The organism is Bacteroidia bacterium, from assembly GCA_016218155.1.
Lineage (GTDB): Bacteria > Bacteroidota > Bacteroidia > Bacteroidales > GWA2-32-17 > GWA2-32-17.
Map to the genome: position 1 here is coordinate 134679 of JACREQ010000046.1, position 18321 is coordinate 152999.

Sequence of the window (18321 nt, forward strand, 5' to 3'; positions counted from 1 at the left end):
TAAAAAGATTAAAAATTTCCTCAGAGTCTAATGAAAGTGACTCTGAGGAAAAAATTATGGTTTTACAATGTCAACCCACATACCTTTTCGGCGTGCGTTAATAGTTGCATCATACATTGCTTCGCAACTTATAGCCGGTAAATAATAATGACCGGTATAGCTTGCGTTTAACAATACGCTGAATGTTTTGGTTTCACCGGCTTTTAAATCAAAATATGTATAAACCCTGTCATCGCGGATATCCTGATAAGTAGGAATTGATGACTTTGTTACATTATCAATTTCTAACAAACGTGTATTAATAATTTCCCAACCGGATGGGAATATCTGCGATAATGCCATTTGTTTATATTCCAAAACTGATGAATTTGTAAGTTTTACCTGAACATAAAAATCTGTTCCCTGTTCTATACTAGCAGGCTCAATAAATGTTCCTTCAAGCGTTCTGTATATAGCATCAATTTTCAATCCACTTGATGCATCTGTTTCATTTCCTGCTTCAGGAATACCTTCCATAATTATTCGTGCATATAAAACTCCGTTACTACCGTTTTTAATATTAACTGATGATTCATCAATATTTTTAACAGGAATATTTGCTTGAGCAATGTATTTTAAAGTATTAACATTAACCCAGTTTCCTCCTGCAATCTGGAATGAAGCTTTTATTTGTCCGGTTGGTTTTTGATCACCAAGATATTTTGAGATTGCTACCAACGAATAAGCAGTAGATTGAGTGCTGTACCAATCATTACCGGAAATCTGATTTGAAATATCTTTTAATAAATTAAATGCTTCTTTTTTTCTTCCAAGTAGACTAAGTGTTTCAAGTATCATTGATTTGTCGCGTACATCGCTGCCATATGTGAAATAAAGTTCAGTATATTTTGGCACTTGAACACTTAAGCCTGCAATTAATTTTTCTGCAATTGATTTTTTACCTGCTAACTGGTATGCTGCCGCTAATCTCCATTTTGCCGATTCAGAAAGGTTTTTACATTCTTTTAAACGGTTCATTGGACCAATCTCTGCAGTACCTGAAAGAGCAAGAGTGTATAATCTGTATGCTTGTAACAATTGAGACGAAGGTCCATTGTTTGTCCATTTAGAAGCCATTGTTTTCTGATATTTCTTCCATTTCTTTAAGAATGTGTCAGAAACAATATAGCCTTTCTTTTGAGCTTCGATAAGAAATTGACCGGCATATGATGTTCCCCATTCGTCAACATCTTGTCCGCCCATCCAATATGACATACCTCCATTATAATTTTGGAATTGCATTAATCTCTGAATTCCGTACTTAATGTTTGCAGCAATTTCATCTTTTCTTTCCTTTGTTAAATCAACCAAATCTTCTAAATAAAGTTGTGGAAATGCAGATGAAGTCGTTTGTTCAATGCAACCGTGAGGGTAGGTGATAAGATATTTTAAACGTTTTTCGAGATTTAGTGGTGGTATTGCAGAAAGTTCCAGAGTTATTTTATTTGTGCCTTCAATTCCAATAGGAGTATAGTTTATTGTAACTGATTGCCCACCTTCAATCATTTCACCTTTAGAATCTGTAACTTTAGGATTAGGGTTCCTAACATCGAGCTCAACTTCATAATGTGCTTTTTCGTTTCCAGAGGTGGCATTAATTTCAACTTTAGCAATACCAGTTTTCTTAAGAACTGTTAAGTCAAATTCAACGTATTCTTCACCATTTGCTTTAAATGTTATATTCTTTGTTGAAGAACCTTCAATTTTAATCAGGTTATTTGTTTTAACAGAAACACTAACATTTCTAACATTATTTTCCATTGCAAAAACACTTACTGGTAATTTTAATGTTTCACCCGGTCCCAATACTCTTGGAAGTGTTGCCAAAACCATAAGTGGTTTTGTTACTGGAGTAGTTTTTTCTGCACTACCATAAGCACCATTATCACCTGCTATAACCATAGTTCTAACTGAACCTACATAGTTTGGAAGTTTAATTTTATGTGTTTCTGTTTTTCCACCTTTTAAGAAAAATGGTCCGATAAATTTTACCATTGGTTTAAAACGATTTGCTTTTTTGCTGCCACCAGATTTTTCTTCACCGTCACCACCAATACTTAAGATTCTTTCAAGTTTGCCACCAAAAGAACCAATAACCAAATCGTATAAATCCCATGTTGTTACGCCGAGAGCTTCTTTAGCAAAGAAATTTTCCCATGGATCAGGTGTTTTAAAACGTGTAAGATCAAGTAACCCTTCATCAACAATAGCAAGCGTGTATGTCATATCATGACCGTTTTTTTCTTTTACACTAATGTTTACCGTTGATTCTGCACGTAGTTTATCAGGCATATCAATTACTGGATAAATATGAGTTTTTGGATCCTCAATACTAATTGGCAAAATTCCGTACATCCTTATTGGAAGGTCGTTTGCAGTTTGTGCATGTGGTTGTAAGAGTGTAATGTTAGCATAAATATTCGGAGTCATTTCTGCTGTTGTTTTAAAAGTAAACTGATTTAATTTACTTCCGGTTTCAACCCAAAATGATTGAATTAATTTTGTTCCATTCTCAATACAAACTAATGCTCGTGCTCCTTCACTTCCTGGAATTGTCAGTGTTACATCATCGCCAACCTGATATTTGTCTTTGTCAGCAGTAAATGTTAGCTGTGTTGCAGCTCCGGAATGGTCTTTAGCCTCACGTCCAGCCCAACCAGGCCAGTCAATATATACAATTTTACCTGTAGAATGTCCGCTTGTTAAATCTTTTGCAATAACCATATAGCGTCCCCAATCCGGATATTTTATTTTTATATTCCATTTTGCTTTTCCACCTGAAGAAGTAATTGTTTCTCGTTTAAGCGGCTGAATATATGAATGTCCGTTATAGTTTGCAAGATATTCTTCTGATTGATCCCACCACCATTTCCAGTCAATTTTATAAAATGATAATTCAATCTGGTGAGGGTTGGAAGTAACCTTACCATCAGAATCAAGAATTATCATTTCTACCTGATGTGTAGTATCGGTTAATAACATTCCTCTTGTTTTATCACCTTTTGGCATTTTTAAACCAATAAAACTTGTGTAAGGATAATAAGGAATGGAAAATTGATCGATACTGAAATCACCACCTTTTTCAAAAACTTTTGTTATAAAAGTAGCTTTTAAGAAACCTGGTGCAGCTTCACCTGCATCAATGTTAGCTGTAACTTTTGTTTTTCCGTTTTCATCTAGCTGACCTTCGAAAACTGTTTCAATTGAAGGTGAATATTTTTTTGTTGGATCATCAAAAACAAAATCCTGATATTTATCGAACTTTGTTGTAACAGGGTTCATGGTAAGTTCAACCTGAGTTTTTAGGTTTTTTGCAATTGCACCATGTAACCATAAAACTTCCATATTGCCTGATGTTTCCTGGTTCTTAATAATTTTCTTAATGCCAAAATCAAATTTTATTTTTAATCTGTTTGGTTTTATGGTTTCAATCTTAAGTTTTTTGTCGAATGTTGCACCACCAACAGTTACTAAAGCAGTCCAGTTTCCTGTTGGAGCATCGTCATTTGTTTTTAAATTATATTGATAAAAACCTGATTTGCTCTTCTTTTGAACTATCCTTTTTATAAGTTGGTTATCCGGATTTTTTAATTCAAAAACAACAGGCAGATTTTCTGGAATTGGTTCTCCGTTTTCTTCAAGTATAAAGGTTAAGTACAAACTATCGCCCGGTCTCCATACACCACGTTCACCATAAATAAATCCCTTTAGTCCGTCAATAACTGAAGTTCCGCTAACTTCAAATGCACTTAATGAAAGTGAAGCTCCATCAGTTAATTTTAAATAACCTCGTTGCTTATCTTTTTTAGCAACTATAACAAATGGTTTATCAAATTTAGGAAATGTAACTTTACCATTTCCATCTGTTACTGCTTTTCCAAGAATTTGTCTTGGATAATCATAAACTTCTACATCAACATTATTTAATGGCTTTGCTGTAACAATATCTGCAATAAATACTGTCATCGAACCATCATTACCTTTTTTTGCAATTATTCCTAAGTCAGAAGCAATAATATTTTGTGATACTGATTTTTCTGAATTATAATATGCTTTATTGCATGGATTGTCGCGATTTTCCCAGTAATTTCCGTAATAATCATATTCATAATAATCCCAGCTTGAATATTCATGAGAATCATCAAAATATTCAAAACTTGATTCAATACCTTTATCGGTTTGTTCTAGATTTTCTACATCAGTTGTTTCTTCCCCCGAACATGGGTAAACAGAGTGCTGTTTTCTGAAACCTATAGAAACTCTGTAAATTGCCCCAGGTTCTGCATTAATATATTTACTTAAATCTAATGTAAATCTATTCCATTTGCTTAATGTTGTATTTGGTGTCTGGTCAAGTTGAACAACTCCTTGGTAAACTATATTTCCAACTCTACGAAGCTCTGAGTTTCCTTCTAGCTCATTAACCTGTAAAAATTGTGTAATGTTATTTTCATATATTCGAATAATTCTGATGTCAACCGCTTTTAAATTTACTGCCTCAAATGGCATTACCAAACCGTCTGCCGAATGAGGAAGTATTACACCTTTGCCTACAAGTCTGACTTGTGGTTTAAGATTCTCAAATGTTATTGTTGTGTTTAATGTTCCGGTGAGTAATTTTCCCTTTGAATTTAATATTCCTTCGTTAACAACTAAATTATAATCTCCTATTAATTGATTTGCCGGATAAACCTTTATAAGATTGTCATCTACTGTATAACGAAGCCCGTCAAGATTACCAAGTGAAATTAAACCAACAAGACTTTGACTTTCGTCAATGGGGTCAGAGAATTGAATTTGCAAACACTGTTCAGGTAAATCATATATTTTATATGACATACAAATAAAACTACTTAAAGGCGGAATAATTACAGTTGTGTCTCCATTATTTTCTACGTCAATTGCATCACCTCTCCATTTAATTACAAGTGATGATTCAACATCTGTACGTTTTATACTGTCAAGATCAAATGAAAATTTGTTTTCACCGGCAGCAGAAATTTTCACATCAACCGGATTACCATCCTGACTTACTTCAAGAATTTTTTTGACATTTTCAATTGTTTCATAATCTGCAAGTGTAATAATTCCAGATGTTTTTTGAAGTTTGTACATTGATTTATCAATAGTTCTGGTTTCTTCAACAGAAACATCAAAGTTTTGCTTTATTGTAAAAAAGTCAAAAGTAAAAGTTTGTAAATCTTCGGAAACCTGAATTAGTTTTCCTAGATCAAAATCAGCTATATAATGGGTGCCGCCTTTTAAATCAGCATCTGGCTTGAATTCTATGGTTTGGCTATCAACCCAATTTGCTTTCCCAGAAATAGATGGGTTAAAATCAAAAAGATCATCAAGGTTTAGGTTCTCTTTTTTTACCTGATTTGCAGTATTTTCTGTAAGTTTTACTGTAATAGTCGATTTTTTTGAAATGATTCCAGATGTATAAGCAGAAATGTATTCTGCATAAATTGAACTGTCTGAAACTTTTGTAGATGAACTGCCAGAATTAAAATAAACTGCTATAGCTGCAATTGCTACTGCAAGCAAAAAGGCGATAGTAAAGAGAAATTTTTTAGTTTTCATAGTTTATTACTAGTTTGTTGTTTTTGATTTTAACCAACCAAAAGTAAAGAAATTTAGATTAATGTTTTTCAAATTATTGAAAATTATTTTTAAAGAATATTATGTATTTTTGGTTTGATAATTAATAAAATAAAATATGAAAAAAATTGCAGTTATTTTCACGATGTTATTATTTGCTGGATTTGTATTTGTTTCTTGTAATAGTCAGGAAGAACAGGCAAAAACAGAGAAGCAGATTTTAGAAGAAATGAATAAATCTTTGCAGGAGATGTCAACAGATATGAGCTTAGATACAACTTCTATTGATTCTACACTGTTGAAATAAAATATGTTTTTGTAATTCTGTCCGCCGCAGTGGATGAAGAATCTAAATACGAATATAGATTCTTCTCTACGCTCTGAATGACAAATCGCTTAATAGTCTGTTAATTCGATTAGCTCAACATCGTAAATAATGATAGAGCGTGATGGGATTTTCTTTTCGTCACCAATTAATCCCCATGCTAATCCTGGGGGTAAAATGAATTTTGCTTTATCTCCTTCACGCATCATGAGTATTCCAATTTCTAAACCTTTTTCAACGCCACCCTGACCTATCAAAAAGCTTTTAGGCCCAAGTGAATCGCTCGAATAGCATTGTTTTCCGTCAAGTAAGGTGATTTTATAATTTAGGTTTGCAACTATTCCGGATTTTGCTGAATCACCTTTTCCAGTATGATAAATTTTGTACCATAATCCAGATTCTGAAGAATTGAGATTTAAGTTTCTACGATTACAATAAGATGCAATTAGATCTGAGTCTTTGTCTACAAGTATCTGATTTACTTTTACTAGTGGTTCTTTGTATGATAATATTTCTTCATTAGATTGAGGTTTATTAATATCATTTGTGCATGAAATAATTAAGCAGGTTATGCTAAAAATAAAGAAGAAAACTACTCTCATTTTTTACAAGGATTTAATACATCTTCGTATTGTGGCAAAATAGAAACGAATTTTTTTATTGTTTCGTCCATACTAAGTAAATATTCTTCACCTCCTGCAGCATTTTTATGCCCACCTCCTGAAAAATGAGAACTTATAATTTTATTTACAGGAATATTACCTCTTGATCGGAATGAGATTTTAATATGGTCTTCGCGTTGCATAAATAATGCAGCAAAATTTATCCCTTTAATTGAAAGTGAATAATTTACAAACCCTTCTGAGTCTCCCATTTTGAACTCGTACTCTTTTAATTCTTCTGCTGTAAGCCACATAAAAGCTGTACAAAATTCAGGTAGTATTGTTAATTTTTGACTCAATACATAACCTAAAAGTCTCATTCTATTTGCCGAAAAATTATCAAAAAGTCTTCGGTGAATATCTTCTTTGTTTAAACCATAAGACATTAATTTTGCTGCGATTTCGAAAGTTCTGGGATTAGAACAATTTACATTAAAGGCAACTGTGTCAGTTAGTAATCCTGCAAACAAACAGGTAGCTGCATTAAAATTTATATGTTTTTCATATTCACAGTTTAAAACAGTTTCATAAACTAATTCGGCAGTTGAACTTACAGTTATATCTGAAATCTGAATGTCAAAAATATCCTGAGGGTAGGGGTGATGATCAATTAAAATTTTCTTTGATTTATTTGTTTCCAGTACTTCAAACAAAATTCCAGTACGTCTTAGTTCGTTAAAATCAAGACAAATAATTAAATCAGAAGAGTTGATAATATCTTTCGTGATTTCTTTTTGCAGGCTATATTTTAACACATCAGAATTTGATGGAAGCCATTGTAAATAATCAGGATACTCGTTTGGTACAACAACATTTACTTTTTTTCCTAAATCAACTAAAATATGAAATAAACCTAAAGATGAACCAATAGCATCACCATCTGGGTTAAAGTGTGTTATAAGACAAATATTCTTAGCTTCAGTAATTAAATATTTTACTTTATTAAAGTTGAATTTTATTTCGTTTTGCACTATTTATGTTTTTTAATCATCAAAGATAATGTTTTGGTTTGTAGAATCAATTGAAAAATCTAATTTTACCATCTTTAAAAAACTTAAATTTTAATATGGGAAACATTACATTCACAATGATTAAGCCATGTGCTGTTAGTCAGGAACACATCGGCGAAATTTTATCAGTTATCAACAAAGCAGGTTTTCACTTTGTTTCTATGAAGATGTTACATCTTTCAAAATCACAAGCTGAGAAGTTTTATGCAGTTCATGCTGAAAGACCTTTTTATAATGATTTAGTAGCTTTTATGTCATCTGGACCAATAGTAGCTGCAATTTTACAAAAAGAAAATGCGGTTGCAGAATATCGTAAACTTATAGGAAGTACAAATCCAGCTCAGGCTGACGAGGGTACTATCCGCAAAATGTTTGCAACTTCTGTTCAGGAAAATGCTGTACATGGTTCGGATAGTGACGAGAATGCTGAAATTGAAGCAAGCTTCTTCTTCTCGCAGATAGAACGCTTTTATAAATAAGCAAAAAAATATTTTTATCTGCAGTCAGGTCTTTCGACCTGACTGTTTTTTATTTTATTTTTTGTCAGGTCGAAAGACCTGACATCAAAAGATAATTACGGATTGTAAATTGATTATGAGATACATAAATACAACAGAGCTCGTTTGGATTTGTAATCCAAACGTTTGTTATTTAAAGGATTTTAAATCCTTTATTAATAAAATCGAGATTGCAAATCTCGATTAGCTAATAACCTGAAATTATATTTCTATTAATTCATGTTGTAGCTTTGTTGCTTTAGGCTGATTTTCTACTTCCGATGAAAATGCTATAGTTGACACATCTTTATTATTAAACCAGCTAGCATTTTCTAAATCTGAAATTTTAATTATTCCAACTAAATAATTTCGTTTGGAACTTTTATAAGTCTCTTCAATCTCAACAAAAGAACTTGTGTCGATATTATCTTTTTGATTAAAACTTACAAAAACTCTAATTATGTAGTCTTTTGTTAAATTATATTTTAATCCAGTAAAAGATTTTTTGTATTCGTATCTGTAATCGTAACGCAAAGCAGCAATATCGCTAAGTACTGCAGATGAAGTAGGGTACCGACCTGCACCTTTCCCATATAAAAACTGTTCGTCGGCAAGTTTACTACCTATCAATACTCCATTATACTCATTGCGAATATTGAATAGCTGACTTTTGTTATTAACGAATGATGGCAATACATAAGCAACAATTTTGTCGTCTGAGATTCTTTTAGCATTGGCTACAAGTTTAATGTTATAGCATTTTTCTGAAGCATATTTTGCATCATCGGAATTAAGAAATGTTATACCTTTGTGCGTTATAGTTTCTGAATTTGCTGTAACTCCATATGCATGCTTTAATACTATTGTAAGTTTATTTACTGCATCAATTCCCTCAACATCAAGGGCAGGATTGCTTTCTGCAAAACCTAATTCCTGAGCTTGTAGCAATGCTTTATTGTAATCAAGTCCTTCTTCATTAATCTTTGTTAGAATGTAATTTGTAGAGCCGTTTACTATTCCTGAAAATGAGTTTAGTAAATCGTTGTCGTAATATTCTTCAAGATTACGAATAATGGGAATACTGCCACCAACAGCTGCTTCATACAAAAATGAGACATTGTTTTCCTGCTGAAGTTTTAATAATTCTGCAAGATGTTGTGCTATCATTTTTTTATTTGCACTTACAACTGCAATTTTTTGTTTTAATGCATTAGATACTATTTCAAATGCTGCATCAGCGTCATCAATTAGTTCTACTATTACATTAATTGAACTATCATAAAGCAAATCATTGCGATTTGTTGTAAATAATTCTGCAGGCGCATCCCTTAGTTTTTCGGGATGCTTAATACATATTTTTTTTATTTTAGCTTTGAGTGTAGGCGTTTGTTGTAAAACCTTGTAAATTCCTTCGCCAACAACTCCAAAGCCAAATAATCCTATTGTAAGTTCTTTATTTTGTGTCATGTTATTTATTTTCTGTTACCTTTGAAAAAGCCTGTTTTAAATCATCAATTAAATCCTGTGCATCTTCAATTCCGCATGAAAGTCTGATTAATGAATCCTTTATACCTGATTGTAATCTTTTTTCACGTGGTACAGATAAATGAGTCATTTGAGCAGGAAGGCAAATTAAACTTTTAACTCCACCAAGACTTTCTGCAAGTTTGAAATATTTTGTAGATGTTATAACAGCTGTTGCAGCTTTTTCTGTATCTTCTTTTAATGAAAATGAAACTACTCCTCCAAATAACCCATTTTGCTGAATTTTTGCTATCTCATGATTTTTATGATTTTTTAATCCAGGATAAAAAACCTCTGCAACTTCTTCGCAATTTTGAAGGTACTCGGCAACTTTTAGCGCTGTGTTACATTGGCGTTCTACTCTTAAAGTTACAGTTTCTATACCACGAATTAGTAACCAACAATCCTGTGGACCTAAAATTCCACCAGCAGCATTCTGAATGAATTTTATTTTTTCTGATAATTCTTCAGTTTTAACAACAACCAATCCTGCAAGTAAATCAGAATGTCCTCCTAAATATTTTGTTCCGCTATGAATTACTATATCTGCTCCAAGTTTCAATGGTTGTTGTGCAATTGGTGATGCAAAAGTATTATCAACTACAACTGTAATATTTTTCTTTTTTGCGATTTCTGAAAGTCTTTTTATATCTGAAATTTTAAGTGTTGGATTTGTTGGTGATTCTAGCCAAAGCAGCTTAGTCTTTTCATTAATAAAATCATTTACATTTTCAGCATTTGTTGAGTCAACAAAATGCACTTTAATTCCAAAATTATTGTAAATTTTAGTAAAAAGGCGATAAGCGCCACCGTAAATGTCATCCACAGCAACTATTTCGTCGCCGGTTGAAAGAGTTTTTAAGACTGCATCAATGGCTGCTAGTCCAGTTGCAAATGCATATGCAGCTATTCCGTCTTCTAATTTAGCAACAATTTTCTCAAGTGTTAATCTGGTTGGATTATTAGTGCGACCATAAACAAATCCCTTGTTTACATTTGGTGCTTGTTGCACATAGGTTGCAGTTTGATAAATAGGAACTGAAATTGAACCGGTTAATTCGTCAACCGGAATTGAATGAATAATGTCTGTTGTTTTGCTCATTGGTAAATAATTTAATGGTTTAACATTATTCACCTATTGAAATAAGCTTCGTGAATGAGCCAAAAAAAATGCTCATCTGTTTTAAGTCAGATGAGCATTGAATATTTTTTGTGTTATATTTTCAGCTTAATCTAACTTATCTTTCCCTTTTGGGGTTGGAGTTGGCACCTTATTCTACTTGCGTAGAGTAGGTTGTCAAAGCTTCGTCGGGCCATTTCCCTCTGCTTTTCTCGATAAGTGAATGAAAAGAACTTGTGCAAAGTAAAAACAAAAAAATGAATTGTGCAAAAAAATATTTCTTTATAACTATTTTTATTATGTGAAAAATCCGTAGGATTTTAATGTTAATAAATAGACATAACAAAAAATTTTAAGCTCCATAGGAGCTTAATGTAACATTGATGAATGTAAAGTTTAAGTTATGCTTTTAATAAAGTTTGAGTAATTTCGCCAACATACATTCTATGAAAATCTTTTTGAGGATATTTGTTTATAATAGTGTCATCAAGAAAATTTTCTGGATTAATATCCTGAAAATATATTTTTTTGCACTCCATTATTAAACGAGCTTCTGAATAATACACAGATTTATTTTTGCTTTCTACAGGTGTTAATCCAATATTTTTCATTTTGTCAATATCACGACCAGATTTTGTTCCACTTAAATTCAAAATATCACGATATTTTTCTTCAAAAAAGTTTATTGTAAAAAAATCATTCGACTCAATAAACTTATATGTATATCTTGGTGGACGAACAAAAATAAATGCAACCGGTTTATTCCACAAATTTCCCATTCCACCCCATGAAGCCGTCATATTATTGAAATTGTCAATATTTCCGGCAGATAATAGCATCCAATCTTTAGCTATAAGCTTAAAAATGTTTTCGTTAAGCTCTTCGGGTAGTATTGTTTTATACATGATTGTAATTTTTTACAAATATATATGATGTGTTAGTCAAAATGATCTTTTTTGCACATGGTGTATATATATCAAAATATCAATGCATTGCTTTTGAATTACTTCATAAAAAGTCTTAAAATAGTTTAAATTGTTTTTTGATATAAGCAGATTTTTGCTATTTTTACAAAATGAAGTCTAAGAAAATATTTTTAACATTAGCATTACTCGTTGTATCTCTGATGTTTGCACAAGCTCAAAAGGTCGAAACTGAAAATGAGCTAAACACCAACGGTGAAATTACTAATCCTGATACTGTAACTCCTTCTGTTTTATCTGCTGGAAATATAGTTATTCCATCTCAATCAATTTATGGAAATGACTGGGATACATTATATATAAGATTAAGCAGACACAAAAAAGTATCAATAAACGACTCAATTATTTTAAGCTTATTAACTTCAGATAATTCAAATTTTTATATGCCTGTTCCTGGAATGGTACTTTCAGAATTTGGCTGGAGACATGGACGGGTACATGCAGGAATTGATTTAAGGCTTGCAAAAGGTGATTCTGTTCATTCTGCATTTGATGGAGTAGTTAGAATTAGCCGTTATTTCAGTGGTTATGGTAACATTGTTGTTGTTCGACATTATAACGGTTTGGAAACATGTTATGCTCATCTTTCAAAAAGAATTGCTAAGGTTAATTCTGAAGTTAAAGCGGGTGAGGTACTTGGTTTAGGTGGCAGAACTGGTCGTGCTACTTGTGATCATCTTCATTTTGAAGTTAGATATTTAGAAGAACCTATGAATCCAAGATTGGTAGTTGATTTTCAGAATCAGAAAATTTCTAATGATTCCTTGGTTGTAACCAATGATTCTTTTTTTCATAGAAAAACTAAATCGTCAAAACCAAAAACCACCTCACCAGCAGATTTTAAAATGGATAAAAACGGAGATTTTTATACTATAAAACAAGGAGATACTTTGTATTCTATAGCAAAGAGAAATAATACTTCTGTTGCTGCATTGTGCAATAAAAATAATTTGTCTGAGCATTCTATTTTAAGCATAGGTCAGAAGCTTAAACTATAATTATAAGGCCGACCAGATTATTCCGAAGAATAATATAAGAAAAACAGTACCCGAAATAGCTGCTAATAGACCATATAATAATGGTCTATTACTTTTTGAGTATGCAGATATTAAAGTTGTAATACTAAAAACAAGTGGACCAAACCAATAAAGTGAAAACTGAATAAGTTCAGTTTCACCAAACTCATCAAATAAAAATGTGTATAGTAATAAAACAAATAAAGAAATTATACCTATAAAAACCCACATTAAATATATTAGTGTGTAATTTCTAATCTTTTTTGGTTTAGCGAAAAGTTTATTTTGAATTGTAGCATTGCCAAGCATTTCAATGGGTAGCCATTTGGGCATTCCATCATACCAAAAACGCATTTTTTTATTTAAATATAAGTTTTTTAAGTCTTCTTCAGAAAACGGACCTGTTTTTTCTTTACCATCGAAAAGAAAAATCTTATTCATTTTTTTAAGATTATTGCAAAAATGTAATAATAGAATGTAAAATATCTGACCTTTTGGTTATTTTTTAATGATGTAAATGTGGTATTAGTCTTTTAAGATCATTTGAAGAAATCTTAAATACTAGCCAATCTATAATGTTAAAACAAGATGCATCATTACAACTATCTATTTTAGTAAGTAGTTTCATTTTTCTTTTAATAACATCATCAGGATTTGTTTGTGAGGTTCCTTTCTCGTATATTGTTATTTTAATAAGTCCTGAAGTATCTGTAACAGAAATATAAAATCTTCTCCAGAATATGTAGTTTTTATTTTTTTTAATTATTAATGCAATTCGTTTTTCTTTTGTTTGAAAAGCAGAGCCAAAAAATTCATATTTTAAGTCGCCGCTCAGATGAGTTGAACCTATTTCTATGCTTGGTTTTCGTTCTTCAGGAGATATTCTGGAGACTCTGTCAATAAGGTCATTTAACTTTGTTATAAATGGGATCAATTTTTCATGATTATCCTTTATGATTTCACTCTCTTCGCGAACTTCCTGAGTAAAACTTGAGTCTTTATCTTTTTGACGTTTCTCTGCTTCTTCAATCCAATTATTCATACTTGATAAATAATAAGTTTTAAAGATAATTTATTAAATTTAAATTAAAAATATCTTATTGTAAAATTTAATAACATTTTAATTTATGCAAAAAATCTAATACTCTTTTAATGATTCGTGAACACCTTTGTGTATTTCATACCAGTATTCAAAAGCTGCTTCCTGTTTGTTAACATTAAATCTTTCATACCAATAATTAAGTTCAAGTTCATCAGATTTTTCTTCAAATTTATTTTTAATAAATGTATGAACTAAATCCATATTCCTTTCAGATTCCCAAAAAGATGAAGAGTTTCTACTGTTAATCCATGAAGAAATATTTTTAACAGATTCTACATATTCAAACTTTTTGTTATAAAGTTTACCAATGATATCAGAAATCATATCTTCTGCCCAGGCTCTATGGAATCTACATATACCCATATTGTCGAGCATTAATTCTTTTATCATTCTGTTTGCATTTTCTCTACCAAGTTTTCTTGGATCCATAAAATCCTTTCCATAGTACATATAATATTTTCCCATCATTGGCATTGGTGAAAGTACTCCTGGTGTCCAGTACTGATTAGGAACCATCCAACCTTTTCGTCTGAATCCTGCAAATACAAATTTGTCCATTACTCTTTTTCCTCTATCCTGACTGATCTTATGAGCTAATAATCTGGCTCCGTCACTCATGTCAAGCATGTCATACTTACCAGAAATAACATTATCCAATAAAGCAACTCCAAGTTGTGCATTTTTCATCGAGTCGTTAACAATATCGAACCCTTCTGCACCAAAAACAGGTTTTTCTTTTAGACCAACTTCAGAAAGTTTTAGTAAGCCTTCAGATATACACTCAAACAACCATGAAATAACACCGCCAACCGATATTGCGTCAAACCCTAACATATCTGCATGGTGATTCAATAGTTCTGCAGCACGTTGATCAAATATGCCGGATAGTGGCCCCATTGTCTGATATGGCTCGTAATCTTTTTTAAATTCATGATTCATTTTTTTGCAAACAGCAGCACAAGGTTCTCCACAATTTTTTTGTTGTTTGGTTTTAATGGTTTCTTCATTAAACTGTTTTAAATAATGATCAACAACAAATTTCTGATGTAATTCTTTTCTGTCGTTTTCGCTCCAATAAATAGATTTGTAATTAAAGGCAATTATTTTACTTCCAACTGTTGCATAATTTACTCCTAAGGTTCCGCCTGTTTCAAAATGTTCATCAAAACGATATTTTGTAGTTGCCTCAATGTCTTTTGCAGCAAGTTTTTTATTGTATTTGTCTTCAAACCATGAATCGGCTACTTTACGATCTCTGAAGTCTTCATCTAAGAAAGTTCCTCCATAAATGATAGAGGCAATTCCATGTTGTTGTAACATTTTACTTCCAAACCCACCTCGTCCTGCCCAAGTGTCAACAAAAGTAATGTCTTTATTTTTTATGGGAGCAGAACAGATTGATCCAAAGTCGGTCATCTGAGATGCAGGACCAGTCGCTAAAATCCTCGGATCTGTTTCATATCTGTGTCCGAATTTTGAATAAGTATAATCCATCATAGAGTACACGCCTTTTCTTCCACTTTTCCAAATTGTTTGTGTATCCAAAGGTTGAATTTCAAGCTCAATTTCTTCACCGTGATTTCTGTTTAAATATAATATTGAGTTAGATTTTGCTTTTCCTACAATAGAAATCATACTTATTCCAAGATTGTCGAATACTAACCCGGCACCGCCCATTGAAGACACATAAAATCCTGCCCAACAAGGCGAGAAACCAGAAAAAATCAGACGATTAGAACCTGGAAGTATTGATCCTGCCAATAATCCTGTGCCTATTGTTAAACTATTATGTACGCCTGATAAATGGAACCCAATATCTACAGGACCATAATATTTTCCAATCTGATATCTTTGCATTTTATAGAAACCGGTTGAGGCATCTATCATCAATACTTTAATAAAACTTTCCATGTTAATTTAATATTTCAGCTAAAATACTAAATTAAAAGTATTAAATACTATATTTTTTTATGTTTTAAAATTGTATTATTTTATTTCTTTAAAGTAATGTTATACTATTATTAAGATATAAGTATAAAGTACCAAAAAAAACTAAGTAATAATACCCGTTAAAATTTTATCAAAATCCGTTTTATCACTCTTTTTTTTGCATGTGCAATGACCCCATCTTTGTAAAGTAATTTTTAACCTATCTTTTTATGAAACGCAATATATTTTTAATCGCAATACTTCTAACAGCAACAACAATGTTTGCACAAGAAGTAAAAATAAATAACAATTTTGTTATTGAAGCTGATGGAACATTAAGAATGGATGGAGCTGCTACTGTTTTTGATGATATAATGATTTATCCTGATGCAACTAGCAGAGGTGGAAGTAATCCTCCTTCTTGGGGAGGTTCTGGTGCATCAGCATTTAAAAAGAATGCAGGTGGTACAAGCCAGGGTGTTTTTTTATGGATGTTTTCGGCTTCTTCTGAACAAGAAGTATATTTTACTATACAAATTCCACACGGATATAAATTAGGTAGTGATATTAATCCTCATGTTCACTGGACAACTGCAACTGGTACACCGTCTGGCACTAATGTGGTTTGGGGTTTAGAATATACTGTATCAGCAATTGGTGGTAATTTTCCAACAACTACAACTTTAACTGCAAACTCTGTAATAGCTGCTATTGGAGTTCCTTCAGGAACTGGACAACATTTAATAACTTCTTTTCCTACAATAAGCGGAACGGGATTGGGTATTAGTACCATTTTAGTATGTAGATTATATAGAAAAGCAGCAGATGCATCTGATACATTTGCAAACGAAGTAGGATTACTAGGAATTGATTTCCATTATGAAAAGGATACTGAAGGCAGTCGTACCGAATTTTCTAAATAATAAACTTTTTTAAATTTAATGTTATGAAAAAGTTTAAGATATTAATTGCAATTTGCTTGTCATTTGTTTTAACAAATGAAATACAGGCACAGGGTGTTGAAATTACTGCTGGCGGGAAAATTGAATTTGTTAGTACTACCTCGTTGGAAATTCAGAATGGAAACTTTATTAATAATGGAACTTATACCAAGGGTTCAGAAACAATTACTTTCTCTGGTTCCAGTAATGGTAATATTTCAGGTAGCAGTAATAATGATATTTACAGCTTTACAATAAATAACACTAATGGTGTATCTTTAATTGGTACCGGGTATTTTGCTATTAATAAAACTTTAACGTTTACAGTTGGTTTGTTAAATACTGGAACTAATGAAGTTATTATAAATGATAATGCAAATGTAACCGGAGCAAATACTTCGAATTATATTAATGGTAATTGCAGAAAGGTGGGAAATGATGCTTTTGTTTTTCCAATTGGGAAAAGCGGAAAATATGCTCCGATAGGAATTTCGGCTCCAGGAAATATTACAGATAATTTTACTGCTATATATTATAAAGATAATCCAGATCCTTTGTATTCTGTAGATTTATTAGGTGTTGGTATTAATAATGTTAGTGTAAAAGAGTATTGGATTTTAGATAGAACAAATGGAAGTAGTAATGTAAACGTTACATTAAATTGGGATAATTTAAGTGGAGTTTCTCTGGTAAATGATATAAGAGTAGCAAGATGGGATGGTTCAAAATGGACTGATGCCGGCTCTACTGCAACTACTGGAAACTCAACTTTGGGTTCAGTTACATCTGGTGTTGTTAGTACATTTAGTCCTTTTACGTTAGGTTCGGCTACAGTTAATAATCCGCTTCCTGTTGAATTAATGTCATTTAGTGCAGAATGTGACAATGATAAGGTAGCTGTAAAATGGTCAACAGTAACTGAAACAAATTGTGATTATTTTATTGTAGAGAAAATGTATGAAGGAGAAAAATTTTCGCAGATTGCAAAAATTAGAGGAAGTGGAAATTCCAATCAAATAATAAATTATCAAATTGAAGATAATTCAACTAAAAATCAAGTTGCATATTATCGGTTGACTCAGGTAGATTTTTCGGGAATAGCTGATGTTATGGATGAAAGAATTGTAACCACAAATTGCAATGTAACTGATAATACAGTAAATGCTTTTCAGAATAATGAAAGTTTAAATATTATAATAAGTTCAGTTAATGAAAATATAATAATAAGTATTTATGATTTAAATGGAAGATTGATTACAAAATATTCTAAGGTATTATCTGATAGGGAAAATAAAATTAATTTGGTTGATTTTAATTTATCAGAAGGGATGTACATTGCTAATATTCAAACAGCAAATAATGCTAAATCAGTAAAATTGATAATTAGGTAGGTTTTAGGTATGTTTTTTCATTTTTGATTGGTGGTTGCCGGATTTTTATCCGGCAACTATTTTTTTATATGGAATAAGGTTTATTATAAAATGAAAAAAATCTTAATAATTCTTATAACTATTAAAACCAATTAGTACTGTATTAATAAATTTGTATATTTGTTTACAAACAAACTAATAA

14 protein-coding genes and 1 riboswitch are annotated in these 18321 nt (G+C 31.6%); of the genes, 5 read left to right on the plus strand and 9 right to left on the minus strand.

The genetic code is table 11. The features are described from left to right. Positions 1-54: 54 nt before the first annotated feature. The gene (locus tag HY951_08765; protein ID MBI5540134.1) at positions 55-5622 is read right to left on the minus strand and encodes a hypothetical protein; all 5568 of its coding nucleotides are present in this window, start codon (positions 5620-5622) and stop codon (positions 55-57) included. 136 nt (positions 5623-5758) lie between these two features. On the opposite strand from HY951_08765, the gene HY951_08770 reads away from it, so the two are divergent. Then, positions 5759-5947 (plus strand): hypothetical protein, encoded by a 189-nt coding sequence (locus HY951_08770; protein ID MBI5540135.1) that lies wholly within the window; start codon positions 5759-5761, stop codon positions 5945-5947. A gap of 89 nt (positions 5948-6036) precedes the next feature. On the opposite strand, the gene HY951_08775 is transcribed toward HY951_08770, so the two are convergent. Both HY951_08775 and HY951_08780 read right to left on the minus strand, forming a co-directional pair. Next, on the minus strand, positions 6037-6567 hold the full coding sequence (locus HY951_08775; protein ID MBI5540136.1) for an FKBP-type peptidyl-prolyl cis-trans isomerase: 531 nt from the start codon (positions 6565-6567) through the stop codon (positions 6037-6039). Then, a complete protein-coding gene (locus tag HY951_08780; protein ID MBI5540137.1) occupies positions 6564-7598 on the minus strand; it encodes a bifunctional oligoribonuclease/PAP phosphatase NrnA in 1035 nt (344 codons plus the stop codon). The genes HY951_08775 and HY951_08780 overlap by 4 nt, the downstream gene beginning before the upstream one ends. A gap of 95 nt (positions 7599-7693) precedes the next feature. Here HY951_08780 and HY951_08785 point away from each other — a divergent pair, with 95 nt between their 5' ends. Further along, positions 7694-8116: a nucleoside-diphosphate kinase gene (locus tag HY951_08785; protein ID MBI5540138.1), complete on the plus strand. Its 423-nt coding sequence runs from the start codon at positions 7694-7696 to the stop codon at positions 8114-8116. Positions 8117-8356: 240 nt separating this feature from the next. Here HY951_08785 and HY951_08790 read toward each other — a convergent pair whose 3' ends face one another. From HY951_08790 to HY951_08800, 3 genes are all read right to left on the minus strand, one after another. Then, positions 8357-9601, minus strand: a complete 1245-nt coding sequence (locus HY951_08790; GenBank protein ID MBI5540139.1) for a homoserine dehydrogenase — start codon at positions 9599-9601, stop codon at positions 8357-8359. A 1-nt stretch (position 9602) separates the two neighbouring features. Then, a complete protein-coding gene (locus HY951_08795; GenBank protein MBI5540140.1) occupies positions 9603-10760 on the minus strand; it encodes a PLP-dependent transferase in 1158 nt (385 codons plus the stop codon). 133 nt (positions 10761-10893) lie between these two features. Continuing rightward, a riboswitch (SAM riboswitch) is annotated at positions 10894-11000 on the minus strand. Between the two features lie 179 nt (positions 11001-11179). Further along, entirely contained in the window at positions 11180-11686 is a 507-nt protein-coding gene (locus HY951_08800) for a flavin reductase family protein (GenBank protein ID MBI5540141.1), read from the minus strand. A gap of 167 nt (positions 11687-11853) precedes the next feature. On the opposite strand from HY951_08800, the gene HY951_08805 reads away from it, so the two are divergent. Then, complete coding sequence (locus HY951_08805) at positions 11854-12759, plus strand: peptidoglycan DD-metalloendopeptidase family protein (protein MBI5540142.1); 906 nt, start codon at positions 11854-11856, stop codon at positions 12757-12759. Here HY951_08805 and HY951_08810 read toward each other — a convergent pair whose 3' ends face one another. The 3 genes from HY951_08810 to HY951_08820 form a co-directional block, all read right to left on the minus strand. Further along, positions 12760-13218 carry a DUF4339 domain-containing protein gene (locus tag HY951_08810; protein ID MBI5540143.1) on the minus strand — a complete coding sequence of 153 codons (459 nt, stop codon included), beginning with the start codon at positions 13216-13218 and terminating at the stop codon, positions 12760-12762. A gap of 64 nt (positions 13219-13282) precedes the next feature. After that, positions 13283-13819 (minus strand): hypothetical protein, encoded by a 537-nt coding sequence (locus HY951_08815; protein MBI5540144.1) that lies wholly within the window; start codon positions 13817-13819, stop codon positions 13283-13285. Between the two features lie 96 nt (positions 13820-13915). Continuing rightward, positions 13916-15790, minus strand: a complete 1875-nt coding sequence (locus HY951_08820) for an aldehyde ferredoxin oxidoreductase (protein ID MBI5540145.1) — start codon at positions 15788-15790, stop codon at positions 13916-13918. 248 nt (positions 15791-16038) lie between these two features. On the opposite strand from HY951_08820, the gene HY951_08825 reads away from it, so the two are divergent. Together HY951_08825 and HY951_08830 are read left to right on the plus strand one after the other, a co-directional pair. Beyond that, positions 16039-16731 (plus strand): hypothetical protein, encoded by a 693-nt coding sequence (locus tag HY951_08825; GenBank protein MBI5540146.1) that lies wholly within the window; start codon positions 16039-16041, stop codon positions 16729-16731. Between the two features lie 23 nt (positions 16732-16754). Then, a complete protein-coding gene (locus tag HY951_08830) occupies positions 16755-18140 on the plus strand; it encodes a T9SS type A sorting domain-containing protein (GenBank protein MBI5540147.1) in 1386 nt (461 codons plus the stop codon). Positions 18141-18321 lie beyond the last annotated feature (181 nt).

Bases quoted from the DNA above. Each gene is read 5' to 3' on its own strand.
- HY951_08810 (MBI5540143.1), bottom strand. From the start codon at position 13,218: ATGAATAAGATTTTTCTTTTCGATGGTAAAGAAAAAACAGGTCCGTTT.
- HY951_08795 (MBI5540140.1), bottom strand. From the start codon at position 10,760: ATGAGCAAAACAACAGACATTATTCATTCAATTCCGGTTGACGAATTA.
- HY951_08830 (MBI5540147.1), top strand. From the start codon at position 16,755: ATGAAAAAGTTTAAGATATTAATTGCAATTTGCTTGTCATTTGTTTTA.
- HY951_08765 (MBI5540134.1), bottom strand. From the start codon at position 5,622: ATGAAAACTAAAAAATTTCTCTTTACTATCGCCTTTTTGCTTGCAGTA.
- HY951_08785 (MBI5540138.1), top strand. From the start codon at position 7,694: ATGGGAAACATTACATTCACAATGATTAAGCCATGTGCTGTTAGTCAG.
- HY951_08815 (MBI5540144.1), bottom strand. From the start codon at position 13,819: ATGAATAATTGGATTGAAGAAGCAGAGAAACGTCAAAAAGATAAAGAC.
- HY951_08775 (MBI5540136.1), bottom strand. From the start codon at position 6,567: ATGAGAGTAGTTTTCTTCTTTATTTTTAGCATAACCTGCTTAATTATT.
- HY951_08790 (MBI5540139.1), bottom strand. From the start codon at position 9,601: ATGACACAAAATAAAGAACTTACAATAGGATTATTTGGCTTTGGAGTT.
- HY951_08770 (MBI5540135.1), top strand. From the start codon at position 5,759: ATGAAAAAAATTGCAGTTATTTTCACGATGTTATTATTTGCTGGATTT.
- HY951_08820 (MBI5540145.1), bottom strand. From the start codon at position 15,790: ATGGAAAGTTTTATTAAAGTATTGATGATAGATGCCTCAACCGGTTTC.
- HY951_08825 (MBI5540146.1), top strand. From the start codon at position 16,039: ATGAAACGCAATATATTTTTAATCGCAATACTTCTAACAGCAACAACA.
- HY951_08805 (MBI5540142.1), top strand. From the start codon at position 11,854: ATGAAGTCTAAGAAAATATTTTTAACATTAGCATTACTCGTTGTATCT.